Origin of the sequence: Streptomyces sp. SID8352, from assembly GCF_009862265.1 — a bacterium.
Taxonomy (GTDB): Bacteria; Actinomycetota; Actinomycetes; order Streptomycetales; family Streptomycetaceae; genus Streptomyces.
In genome coordinates this window covers 42,657-54,575 of record NZ_WWGX01000058.1, presented here as the reverse complement: position 1 = coordinate 54,575, position 11,919 = coordinate 42,657, and the positions used below count along the sequence as shown (strand labels likewise).

Here is an 11,919-nt window from a genome sequence, read left to right as displayed (position 1 = left end):
CCGGGTACGGGCACAGCCCGGGTACGGGCACAGCCCGGGTACGGGCACAGCCCGGGTACGGGCACAGCCCGGGTACGGGCACAGCCCGGGTACGGCGGGAGCGCGCGCCCGGCGCCACGGGGCCGGCGGGAGGACGACGCCGGGATCTAGTTCCGGTGGCCCGCCTCCCGCGGCCACGCCGCCAGCGCGACGCCCACCAGCGCCTCCAGTTCGGAGCGGCTCGCCCCGTCGCGGGCCTGCTGCGACATGCCCTGGACCACCGCGCCGGTGTGCCGGGCGAGCGCGGCGGCGTCGGTGTCCTCGGGCAGCTCCCCCGCGGCCACGGCGGCGCGGACGCGGTCCTCGACGGCGGTGATGTTGGCGTTGCGGCGCTCGCGCAGGGACTCCGCTATCCCCGGCGTCGAGCAGTTGGCCGCGGCGTGGATGACCAGGCAGCCCCGGGGGTGCCCGGGGGCGGTGTACTCGACGGCGGCCTCGTACAGCATCCGCTCCACGGCCGCGCGGGCGGTGGGCTCCTCGGCCAGGGCCCGGTCGAAGCCGTCGTTGCGCTCCGCGTACACCCGGACGACCTCCTCGAAGAGCGAGCGCTTGTCGCCGAAGGCCGCGTACAGGCTGGGGGCCCCGATGCCCATGACGCGCGTGAGGTCGGAGACCGAGGTGGCCTCGTACCCCTGCTCCCAGAAGGCCATCAGGGCCTTCTCCAGGGCCGTCGCCCGGTCGAAGGACCGGGGCCGGCCGCGGCCCCGGCCCCCGTCGGACCGGCCCGGGTCCGCCACCGCTCCGCTCTGCTCCGCACTCACCATGCCCACATTTTATAGCGGGCACTAGAAAAAGTCGGCACCCCGTTGTACGGTTCTTTCTGTAGCGACCGCTAGACAAATGCGAAGGGGGCGGCTCGATGAGCGCGCTTGCGGGCAGGACGGCTCTCGTGACGGGGGCGGGCCGGGGCATCGGGCGGGGCATCGCGGAGCGGCTGGGCCGCGACGGGGCCCGGATCGCGGTGCACTACGGCGGCAACGCGAAGGCGGCGGCGGAGACGGTCGCCGCCATCGAGGCGGCGGGCGGTTCCGCCTTCGCGATCCGCGCGGATCTGAGCGAGCCCGACGCCGCCGAGACCCTGTGGAAGGAGTTCGACCGGCACGCGGACGGGGTCGACATCCTGGTGAACAACGCCGGGATCGGCAGTTCGCGCCCGATCGGGCAGATGGGCGGGGCGGAGTACGACGCGCTCTTCGCGGTGAACGTGCGCTCCCCCTTCTTCCTCCTCCACCACGCCCTCGACCGGCTGCGGGACGGCGGCCGGGTCGTCAACATCTCCTCCGGGCTGGCCCGCAGCGCCGTCATGCCGGAGAACGTGGCCTACGCGATGACGAAGGGCGCGCTGGACGTGCTCTCCCGCGACCTGTCCAAGGTGCTGGGCCCGCGCGGCATCACGGTCAACTCGGTGGCCCCCGGCGTCATCGAGACGGACAACACCGCCCCGATGCTGTCGAGTGCGGCCGGCCGCGCCGCGGCCGAGTCCCTCTCCGCGCTGGGCGGCGTGGGCAGCCCCGCGGAGGTGGCCGACGTGGTCGCGTTCCTCGCCTCCGACCAGGGCCGTTGGATATCCGGAAGCTGGATCGACGCCACGGGCGGCTCGCTCACCTGACCCCCTGTCCGCCCCTTGGGTTCGACGCGCCGGAAGGGCCCGCCTCTGTTAGATTGGTCTAAACCACACCCCCACATAGCCAGTCCCGGACCCCGCGCGGGTCCCCCTACCTCGAAACGGCAGGCCAGCGTGGAAGTTGTCATCGTTCCCGACGCCAAGGCGGGCGGCGAGCTCATAGCCGAGGCCATGGCACAGCTCCTCCGGGGCAAGCCCGAGGCCTTGCTCGGTGTGGCCACCGGTTCCACGCCGCTGCCCGTGTACGAGGCGCTGGCGGGCAAGGTGCGCTCGGGTTCCGTGGACACCGCGCGGGCGCGGATCGCCCAGCTCGACGAGTACGTGGGCCTGCCCGCGGAGCACCCGGAGTCCTACCGCTCGGTGCTGCGCCGCGAGGTGCTCGAACCGCTGGGGATCGGCACCGACGCCTTCATGGGCCCGGACGGCACCGCCGACGACGTGCTCGCCGCCTGCGTCGCGTACGACAAGGCGCTGGCCGAGGCCGGCGGGGTGGACTTCCAGCTCCTGGGGATCGGCACCGACGGGCACATCGGCTTCAACGAGCCCTGTTCCTCGCTGGTCTCGCGGACCCGCATCAAGACGCTGACGGAGCAGACCCGCGTGGACAACGCGCGCTTCTTCGACGGCGACATCGAGCAGGTGCCGCACCACGTGATCACCCAGGGCATCGGCACCATCCTGGAGGCCCGTCACGTGGTGCTGCTCGCCACCGGCGAGGGCAAGGCCGACGCGGTGGCCGCCAGCGTCGAGGGCCCCGTGGCGGCCATCTGCCCGGCCTCGGCGCTCCAGCTCCACCCGCACGCCACGGTCGTCGTCGACGAGGCCGCCGCCTCCAAGCTGAAGCTCGCCGACTACTTCCGTCACACCTACGCCCAGAAGCCCGACTGGCAGGGGATCTGATCCGGGTTCCGCGAACGCGGAAGGAGCCGGTACCCCCGCGGGGTACCGGCTCCTTCGTCGTGCTCACCGGGTCGGGTGGTGCTCCCGGTCGCGTGGTGCTCCCGGTCCGCGGCGGGGGGTCAGGTCCCCGCCCCGGACCGGGACGTTCAGACGCCCGCGACGATCTCCGCGGCGGCGCGGCCGCAGACCCGGGCCGCACCGTGGGTGGCCACGTGCAGGGCGCCGCGGGGCTCCGCCCGGGGCACGCCCATCTCGACCACGACCGTGTCGGGGCGGGCCGCCAGGAGGGTGTCCAGGGCGGACGCCATCCACGGGTGGCGGTGCTCGTCGCGGACGACGGCCACGACACGGCGGTCGCCGGCCGCGGCCAGGACCTGGCTCCCGGCGTCGTCCCCGGTGAAGCTGCCGGTCTCGGTGCCGGGCAGCAGCGCCGCCAGCTCGGCGGCAACGCCCCACGGGGTCTCGTCCCCGACGGCGATGTTCGCGACGGGGGTGAGGGCCGCGACGTACGGCGCCCCGGTGAGCGGCGTGAAGTCCCCGGCGCCGGTGACGCGCAGGGCGCGGCGGGCGGCGCGCAGGCCGACCTCCGTGTCGGCGCCGTCGGTGTCGGCGGTCCGGGCGGCCTCGGCCGTCCACCGGGCCAGCGAGCGGACCCGCTCGGCGGCGTCGGCCAGCCGCTCCTCGGGCAGTTCGCCGGAGCGGACGGCCTCGACCAGGGCGGCGCACAGGCGGTTGACGGTCTCCTCGTCGGCCAGTCCGCCGCCGACGCAGATCGCGTCGGCGCCGGCCGCGATGGCCAGGACGCTGCCGCGCTCCACGCCGTAGACGTCGGCGATGGCCCGCATCTCCATGCCGTCGGTGACGATCAGGCCGTCGTAGCCCAGTTCACCGCGCAGGAGGTCGGTCAGCACGCGACGGGACAACGTTGCCGGGTGCTCCGCGTCGAGCGCGGGGACGAGGATGTGGGCGCTCATCACCGCGCGGCTGCCGGCGGCGATGGCCGCGCGGAACGGGGTGAGGTCCCGCTCGGCCAGCACCGCGGCGTCCACGTCGATGCGGGGCAGGGCGTGGTGCGAGTCCACCGCCGTGTCGCCGTGCCCGGGGAAGTGCTTGGTGCAGGCCGCCACACCGGCCGACTGGAGGCCGGTGATGTAGGCGGCGGTGTGCCGGGCGGTCAGGTCGGTGTCCGCGCCGAAGGAGCGCACACCGATGACCGGGTTGTCGGGGTTGGAGTTGACGTCCGCGGAGGGGGCCCAGTTGAAGTTGACCCCGCACTCCGCGAGCCGGCGGCCGAGTTCGGCGGCCACCTGCCGGGTGAGGCCCACGTCGTCCACGGCGCCGAGGGCGAGGTTGCCCGGGAACGAGGAGCCGGTGCGGACCTCCAGCCGGGTCACGTCACCGCCCTCCTCGTCGATGGCGACGAGGATGTCCCCGCGCTCGGCACGGAGCTGGGCGGTGAGCGCGGCGACCTGCTCGGGCGACTCGATGTTCCGCCCGAACAGGGCCACGGAGGCGAGCCCCTCGCCGACGCGGCGCAGCAGCCAGTCGGGCGCGGTGGTGCCGGTGAAGCCGGGCTGCAGGACGGTCAGCGCGTCACGGGTGAGCGTGTCGGTGCCGCTGGCGATTGTCGTCATCGGGGCGCTATCCCTTCACTGCGCCGGCGGTCAGGCCGCTGACGGCCTTGCGCTGGAGGAAGACGAAGAGGATCAGAACCGGGATGGCGAAGAGCGACGAGGCGGCCATGGTGGCGCCCCAGTCGTTGCCGAACTGGGTCTGGAAGCTGGACAGCCACAGCGGGAGGGTCTGCGACTCGGCGTCCTTGTTCAGGACGAGGATGAGCGCGAACTCGTTCCAGGCGGTGATGAAGCCGAACATCGACGTGGACATCAGGCCGGGGGCGAGCAGCGGCAGGATGACCCGGCGGAAGGCCTCGACGCGGGTGCAGCCGTCGACCATCGCGGACTCCTCCAGCTCCTTCGGCACGGCGGCGACGAAGCCGCGCAGCGTCAGGATGGTGAAGGGCAGGATCATCATCGTGTAGAAGGCGGTCAGCGGCACCAGGCTGTTGAGCATGTCGGCGTCACGGACGATCATGTAGATCGCGATGACCATGACTTCCCAGGGAGCCATCTGGGCCAGCATGAAGACGATGATGAAGCCGCGCCGGCCCTTGAACCGCATCCGCGCCAGGGCGAAGGAGCCGATCAGCGCGATGACCAGGGAGAAGGTGACCGCGAGGATCGTGACGATCAGCGAGTTGGTGACGTAGGTCCAGAAGTGGTCGACCTTGGTCGCGGTCTTGAAGTGCTCGAAGGTGACGTCGGTCGGGAACCAGACCGGGTCCTCCGAGATGATGTCGCCCATCGGTTTGAACGACGTGGCGAACATCCAGTACACGGGGAAGACGAAACCGATGAACAGGATGACGGCCGTGATGTTGGGCCACAGACGGCCGAAGAGCGAGCGCTTCACAGCTCGTCCTCCCCTTGCTTGAGCACGATCCTGAGGTAGTAGGCGGTCAGGCCCAGCAGGATGGCGATGGTCAGGACGGCGATCGCCGCACCCATGCCGTAGTGCTGGTTGCCCACACCCTCGACGTATGCGTAGACGGGCAGGATCTCGGTCAACCGGTCGGGTCCGCCGTTGTTGATCAGGTAGACCTGGACGAACGCCTTGAAGACCCAGATGACCTCGAGGAACGTCGTGGCGTAGAGGAACGGCCGCAGGAAGGGCATGGTGACCGTCGTGAAGCTGCGCCAGGAGTTGGCGCCGTCGAGGGACGCGGCCTCGTACAGCTCCTTGGGGATGGTCGTGGTCGCCGCGTAGAGGTTGATCGCGACGAACGGGATGGATCCCCAGACGATCAGCAGGGTGATGACGAAGAAGGTCGACATCTGGGTGCTGGTCCAGCTGTAGTGGGCCATGGAGTGCCAGCCCAGCTTGTCCAGGACCCAGTTCACGACGCCGAAGCGCTCGGCGAACAGCCAGTTGTAGACCGTGGTGGAGGCCACGATCGGCATCGCCCAGGCGAGCACCAGGCCGAGGAGCAGGGTGAACCGCATCCACTTGCCGAGGCGGGCGAGCAGCAGGCCGACGAGGGAGCCCAGGACCATGATCAGGACGACGTTGGCCGCCGTGAACAGGATCGAGCGGAGGGTGACACGCCAGAAGTCCTCGCCGGTGAGGACCTCCTTGTAGTTCTCGACGCCGTTCCACTCGGTGACGTGCTGGATGAGCTGCGCCATGTTCAGGTTCTGGAAGGACAGGATGACGTCCTTCAGCAGCGGCCAGCCGAGCAGCAGCGCGGTGATCGCGCAGGCGGGCAGCAGCAACATGTACGGGGCGAGCGCGCCGATGCGCGACGTTGCCCTCGGTTTCGGCCGGCCGGCGTCTCCGCCGCCCGCCTTGGGGGCGGCCGACGGGCCGGAGGGCGGCCGTTCGGTCTGCACGGTCATGCTCGCGGTCTCTCTCTTCTCGACCTGTCCAAACAATGCCGGGGTGGGGGCCGTCGCGTGTCAGCCCCCACCCCGGCTCACCCGGTGTTACTGCTTCTGCGCCAGGCGCTTGTTGAACTCGCCCTCGACCTGCTTCGCGGCCTCGGCCGGGGTCTTACCCTTCAGCACGGCCGTCAGGTAGGTCTTGATCGGGTTCGGGGCGTTCTCCACCGCGGCCCACTCGGGGATCAGCGGGGTGGTGCCACCGACGGCGGCGGCCGGAGCGGCGGCCTCGGCGGGGGCGTTGCCCGCGAGGTTGCTCACCAGCGACTCCTTGTTCGGGATGACGCCGTTGGCCTTGGCCAGCGCACCCTCGAACTTGTCGGACAGCGCGATCTTCAGGAACTCCTTGGCGAGCGCCTGCTTCTTGCTGCCCGCGGCGACGGCGAGGTTCGAGCCGCCGAGGAAGACGCCCTCGGGCTTGTCGGCCGTGGCGCCCGGGATGGTGAAGTAGCCGATGTCCGACTCGATCTTCGGGTTGGCCTTGGTCGCGATGCCGGCTTCCCAGCCCATGCCGATGAAGGCACCGACGTTGCCCTTGGCGAAGACCTCACCCTGCTGCGGGGTGGCCTCGTCCTTGTCCTTGGGGGCCTTGGACAGGGCCTGGAACTTCTTGTACGTCTCGGCGGCCGCGGCGACCTTCGGGTCGTCCAGGTTGGAGACGTACTTGTCGCCGTCCTTCTTGACCAGCTCGGCGCCCTCACCGATGGCGAGGCCGACGAAGTGGTACCAGTTCTGGCCGGGCAGGTAGATCGGCTCGGCGTCGGTCTTCTCGCCGATCGTCTTCAGGTTGTCGTAGAACTCGTCGCGCGTCTTGGGCGTGGTCTTGATGCCCGCGTCCGCCCAGACCTTCTTGTTGTAGAGCACCACGCGGTTGGCGAAGTACCACGGCGCGGCGTACTGCTTGCCGTCGAAGATCGACGACTCGTTCAGGGACGCGGTCCAGTCGCCACCGATCTCGGTCTTCAGGTCGCCCAGGTCCGCGAGGCCGCCGGTCTTGGCGTACGCGGGGGTCTGGGTGTTACCGATCTCGAAGACGTCGGGCGGGTTCTCCTCGGAGAGCGCCGTGGTCAGCTTCTGCTGGATGCCGTTCCACTGCTGGACCTCGAACTTGACCTTGGCCTTGGTCTTGGCCTCGAACTCCTTGCCGAGGTCGGCCTGCCAGTCGTCGGGGGAGGAACCGTCCATCACCCAGACGGTGAGCGTCTGGCCGGCGTAGCCTTCCGCTCCGGGCTTCTTGCCGCCATCATCATCCTTGTCGCTGCCGCCCCCGCACGCCGCGACCGAAACCATCATGCCCGCGATACCGATCGCGGCTATCAGCTTGCGCTTCACGCCACCCTCCTCAGGGATGCCACAAAACCCCCCTGCCTCCCTGCGGTGGCTCGACACGCGTACCGCTCACGGGGCCGGGACCTGGACCAATGGTGTAGACCAGTAGGGGGAGCTTGGCCCAGACCAATTGGGCTGTCAAGGGTCTTCAACCATGCACCGGGCGTCCGTGATGCGACCGAGATATGCAGGGACCTTTCATTCCGCAAGCGGCAGATCGGACGGACCGGGGCCGGGTGTACCACTGACCCGCGAACGACGTGCCAGTACGGTCCCACAGCGACGTACCAGCGGCATCCCCGGCGGTGTGGACTAGACCAACGGGGGTCCCGCAGGTATACAGAAGGGATCACGGAGCGTGCCAGAAGTGTCGGCGCGGAGCCGTGCCACGATGTGAGCCGTGGCCGATAGGGGATGTCGGCCGCTTCGGCACCCGGAGCCGGGAAGGCAGAGCATGAGCACCGACGTCAGCAGTGCGGAGAACGAGGGTGGGGCGACAGTCCGTACCGCGCGCGTGCCCAAGTACTACCGCCTGAAGAAGCACCTCCTCGACATGACCCGGACCCAGACGCCGGGCACGCCGGTGCCGCCCGAGCGGACCCTGGCGGCCGAGTTCGACACCTCCCGCACCACCGTCCGCCAGGCCCTCCAGGAACTCGTGGTCGAGGGCCGGCTGGAGCGCATCCAGGGCAAGGGCACCTTCGTCGCCAAGCCCAAGGTCTCCCAGGCGCTCCAGCTCACCTCGTACACCGAGGACATGCGGGCCCAGGGCCTCGAACCCACCTCGCAGCTCCTGGACATCGGCTACATCACCGCCGACGACCGGCTGGCGGGGCTGCTGGACATCACCGCGGGCGGGCGCGTGCTGCGCATCGAGCGGCTGCGCATGGCCAACGGCGAGCCGATGGCCATCGAGACCACCCACCTGTCGGCGAAGCGCTTCCCCGCGCTGCGCCGCTCCCTGGTGAAGTACACCTCCCTCTACACCGCGCTCGCCGAGGTGTACGACGTCCATCTCGCCGAGGCCGAGGAGACCATCGAGACCTCGCTGGCCACCCCGCGCGAGGCCGGACTGCTCGGCACCGACGTGGGCCTGCCGATGCTGATGCTGTCCCGGCACTCGCTGGACCGCACAGAGCAGCCCGTGGAGTGGGTGCGCTCGGTCTACCGCGGCGACCGGTACAAGTTCGTGGCCCGTCTCAAGCGCCCCCAGGACTGAGCCCGGCCCCGCCGGAGACGGGTCCCGCCGGCAGGCGCGCGGAGACACCCGCGCCGGACCCGACGGGCTCGGCACACCCCGCGCTCGGCACGTCGAACGCGCGTGCAGTGCACGGGAGTTGACGATCCGTCCGCCCGGCGCGGCGGGCACAACAGCGAACGAAGAACGCGGAACAGCGGAACACTCCCCCGGCCGGACGGCGATCCCCGGCCGGGGTCTTCCGCTGCCCGGACGCCGTCCCCTACATTTTCGTGCGCACTGCACAGAGGTGCTCACCGAGGGAACGGAACCACCGCATGCCAGCACCCGCAAGACCCGCCGGAGGCCCGGTGGTGACGCCCGTCCGCGTCGTCATCGGCCTCTGCCTCCTCGCCCCGTTCGTCGCCATGCTGTGGGTCGGCTCCTACGCCCGGACGGACCCCGCCTTATGGGGCGTCCCGTTCTTCTACTGGTACCAGATGGCCTGGGTGCTCGCCTCCACCGCCCTCACGATGGTCGCGTACCGGCTCTGGCAGCGTGACCAGCGCGCCCGCCGGGAAGGCGGCGCCCGGTGAACGACGGCGTCAACGGCGTCGCACTCGCCGTCTTCATCCTCTTCTTCGCACTCGTCACCGTCCTCGGCTTCCTGGCCGCCCGCTGGCGCCGGGCCGAAAACGAGCACAGCCTCGACGAATGGGGCCTCGGCGGCCGTTCGTTCGGCACCTGGGTCACCTGGTTCCTGCTGGGCGGCGACCTGTACACCGCCTACACCTTCGTCGCCGTCCCGGCGGCGATCTACGCGGCGGGCGCCTCCGGCTTCTTCGCGGTGCCGTACACGATCCTGGTGTACCCGCTGATCTTCACCTTCCTGCCGCGGCTGTGGTCCGTCTCCCACCGGCACGGCTACGTCACCACCTCCGACTTCGTGCGCGGCCGGTTCGGCTCGAAGGGGCTGTCGCTGGCGGTCGCCGTCACCGGCATCCTCGCCACCATGCCGTACATCGCGCTCCAACTCGTCGGCATCCAGGCCGTCCTGGACGTGATGGGCCTCGGCGGCGGCGAGAACACCCACTGGTTCGTCAAGGACCTGCCGCTGCTGCTCGCCTTCGGCGTGCTGGCGGCCTACACCTATTCGTCGGGGCTGCGCGCGCCCGCGCTGATCGCCTTCGTCAAGGACACCCTGATCTACCTCGTCATCGCGGTGGCGATCATCTACATCCCGATCAGGCTCGGCGGGTTCGACGAGATCTTCTCCGCCGCGAACGACAAGTTCACCGCGGCGGGCTCGGGCGGGCTGGTGCCGGGCGGCACGAGCCAGTGGACGTACGCCACGCTGGCGCTGGGCTCGGCGCTCGCGCTGTTCATGTACCCGCACTCGATCACCGCGACCCTGTCCTCGCGCAGCCGCGAGGTGATCCGGCGCAACACCACGATCCTGCCGCTGTACTCGCTGATGCTGGGCCTGCTGGGCCTGCTCGGCTTCATGGCCGTCGCGGCCGGGATCAAGGTGAAGAACGGCCAGCTCGCCATCCCCCAGCTCTTCGAGACGATGTTCCCCGACTGGTTCGCGGGCGTGGCCTTCGCCGCCATCGGCATCGGCGCGCTGGTCCCGGCGGCGATCATGTCCATCGCGGCCGCGAACCTGTTCACCCGCAACATCTACAAGGACTTCATCAGGCCGGACGCCACGCCCCGGGAGGAGACCCGCGTCTCCAAGCTGGTGTCGCTGCTGGTCAAGGTGGGCGCGCTGATCTTCGTCCTCGGCATGGACAAGACCGTCGCGATCAACTTCCAGCTCCTCGGCGGCATCTGGATCCTGCAGACCTTCCCGGCCCTGGTGGGCGGCCTGTTCACCCGCTGGTTCCACCGCTGGGCGCTGCTCGGCGGCTGGGCGGTCGGCATGGCCTACGGCACGGTCGCCGCCTACGGGGTGGCCTCGCCGACCCAGAAGCACTTCGGCGGCTCGGCCAAGGAGATCCCGGGCATCGGGGAGATCGGCTACCTCGGCCTCACGGCCTTCGTGCTCAATGTCGCGGTGACGGTGGTCCTCACCGTCGTCCTGCGGGCCGTGAAGGCGCCGGACGGCGTCGACGAGACCCGCCCGGAGGACTACACGGCGGACGCGGGCGACCCGGGCGTCGTGGTGGAGACGCCGCCGGCCACGGCGGACAGCGCGCGCTGAACGGGACGGGGTGGGGGGCGGAGTGCGGGACGTCGCTCGCACCCCGCCCCCCACCCCGTCAGCCCGTCAGCCCGGCAGCCGCGCGCCGCGCCGCCCAACGGTGTGGGGCGCGACGAGATCGACGGGCCGTCGGAGCGGTCCGGCGGCCCCTCGCCGTATCCCTCGGGCACGGCGGGCGCGAAAGAGGTCACCCGCACCGGATGCGGCGGACGCGGACGGCGTCGGACACACGACCACGGGAAGCCGTCACGCACCGCGGGCCGTCGTCGCAGCGGAGGTCACCGAGAACGTAGGGGCCGCTGAGCCGACGGCGACGGCGAGCGCCCCGTCCACTCCGCCGCACGGCGGCACCCCCGGCCGAGGGGCCGTCGCACACCGTGTGTACATGTCACCGCGGACGCGGCGGACGCGTCCGCGGGGCTCGTCGGATGTGTCCGGGGTCACGGGACACGCGAACGTGTCCGACATCACGAGCGCCGCCACGGCACCGCGCCACCGCCGGGTCCCGCCCCCCGTCACCCACCCCCGTCACCCCTTGCCGCGACCCGGCACCCATGGGGTCCCGGCACCGTCCCACCGCCCCACCGCCCCGCCACCCCACCGGCCGACCGGCCCCGGCCCACGTGTCCGGGGTCCCCGTCCCGCGCCCCGGCGCGCGCGGTACCGTGCGGGGGGGGGTCGGCCCCTTGCGCGGCCGGGTCCCGGCACCGACGGAATCCGGCCCTCCGGAGCGGCGCCGCGCCCCCGCCGAGGCTCCGCGCCGAACCGCCGAGGGGGTCCCCGCCCCGCAGTCGCGGGGCCGCCAGCGGGCCGCCACGAGGCCCCCGCCGGTCCGCCGCGGCGCCCCCGCGAGGCACCCCGAGGGCCTGCCCCCGCCCGCCTCTCCCGCCGAGCGCGACACTACATCTGGGGGTGCTTCCGCTCCCCGGCACAAGATGTATGCTCATGCTCGCTGTCGTCGCAGGGGAATCCGGTGCGAATCCGGAACTGTCCCGCAACGGTGTACTCGCGCGTTTCCGCACGCTTGTCAGTCCGAGGACCTGCCGGCAGTGCGCCCTGCCGTCCCGGCCGGGTGCCATGACGTCCGGGCCTCGCGGAGTGGGTCGGTGGACTCGACCGCCCCGTGCGCTCGTGAGCTGCCCCTGCCCTC

The 11,919-nt window shown here is 71.2% G+C and carries 10 protein-coding genes and 1 riboswitch; of the genes, 5 read left to right on the top strand and 5 right to left on the bottom strand.

What is annotated here, in order from left to right:
• Positions 1–146 precede the first annotated feature (146 nt).
• Positions 147–803 carry a TetR/AcrR family transcriptional regulator gene (locus GTY84_RS19250; protein WP_161227540.1) on the bottom strand — a complete coding sequence of 219 codons (657 nt, stop codon included), beginning with the start codon at positions 801–803 and terminating at the stop codon, positions 147–149.
• A gap of 95 nt (positions 804–898) precedes the next feature.
• Here GTY84_RS19250 and GTY84_RS19245 point away from each other — a divergent pair, with 95 nt between their 5' ends.
• Both GTY84_RS19245 and nagB read left to right on the top strand, forming a co-directional pair.
• Positions 899–1,648, top strand: coding sequence for an SDR family oxidoreductase (locus GTY84_RS19245; RefSeq protein ID WP_161227539.1), 750 nt, complete (start codon positions 899–901; stop codon positions 1,646–1,648).
• Between the two features lie 129 nt (positions 1,649–1,777).
• Positions 1,778–2,563 carry a glucosamine-6-phosphate deaminase gene (nagB, locus tag GTY84_RS19240; protein ID WP_161227538.1) on the top strand — a complete coding sequence of 262 codons (786 nt, stop codon included), beginning with the start codon at positions 1,778–1,780 and terminating at the stop codon, positions 2,561–2,563.
• A 146-nt stretch (positions 2,564–2,709) separates the two neighbouring features.
• On the opposite strand, the gene GTY84_RS19235 is transcribed toward nagB, so the two are convergent.
• The 4 genes from GTY84_RS19235 to GTY84_RS19220 form a co-directional block, all read right to left on the bottom strand.
• A complete protein-coding gene (locus GTY84_RS19235) occupies positions 2,710–4,197 on the bottom strand; it encodes a glycoside hydrolase family 3 protein (RefSeq protein ID WP_161227537.1) in 1,488 nt (495 codons plus the stop codon).
• A 7-nt stretch (positions 4,198–4,204) separates the two neighbouring features.
• Positions 4,205–5,035: a carbohydrate ABC transporter permease gene (locus GTY84_RS19230; protein WP_161227536.1), complete on the bottom strand. Its 831-nt coding sequence runs from the start codon at positions 5,033–5,035 to the stop codon at positions 4,205–4,207.
• Positions 5,032–6,018, bottom strand: a complete 987-nt coding sequence (locus GTY84_RS19225) for a sugar ABC transporter permease (RefSeq protein WP_161227535.1) — start codon at positions 6,016–6,018, stop codon at positions 5,032–5,034. Before GTY84_RS19225 ends, GTY84_RS19230 begins: the two co-directional genes overlap by 4 nt.
• An 87-nt stretch (positions 6,019–6,105) precedes the next feature.
• Positions 6,106–7,392 (bottom strand): extracellular solute-binding protein, encoded by a 1,287-nt coding sequence (locus GTY84_RS19220; RefSeq protein WP_161227534.1) that lies wholly within the window; start codon positions 7,390–7,392, stop codon positions 6,106–6,108.
• Positions 7,393–7,843: 451 nt separating this feature from the next.
• Here GTY84_RS19220 and GTY84_RS19215 point away from each other — a divergent pair, with 451 nt between their 5' ends.
• The 3 genes from GTY84_RS19215 to GTY84_RS19205 all read left to right on the top strand — a co-directional run bounded on the left by GTY84_RS19215 (position 7,844) and on the right by GTY84_RS19205 (position 10,769).
• Complete coding sequence (locus GTY84_RS19215) at positions 7,844–8,608, top strand: GntR family transcriptional regulator (protein ID WP_161227533.1); 765 nt, start codon at positions 7,844–7,846, stop codon at positions 8,606–8,608.
• A 296-nt stretch (positions 8,609–8,904) separates the two neighbouring features.
• Positions 8,905–9,162 carry a DUF3311 domain-containing protein gene (locus GTY84_RS19210; protein ID WP_161227532.1) on the top strand — a complete coding sequence of 86 codons (258 nt, stop codon included), beginning with the start codon at positions 8,905–8,907 and terminating at the stop codon, positions 9,160–9,162.
• Positions 9,159–10,769 (top strand): sodium:solute symporter family protein, encoded by a 1,611-nt coding sequence (locus GTY84_RS19205; protein WP_161227531.1) that lies wholly within the window; start codon positions 9,159–9,161, stop codon positions 10,767–10,769. Before GTY84_RS19210 ends, GTY84_RS19205 begins: the two co-directional genes overlap by 4 nt.
• Positions 10,770–11,678: 909 nt before the next feature.
• Positions 11,679–11,832: riboswitch (cobalamin riboswitch) on the top strand.
• Positions 11,833–11,919 lie beyond the last annotated feature (87 nt).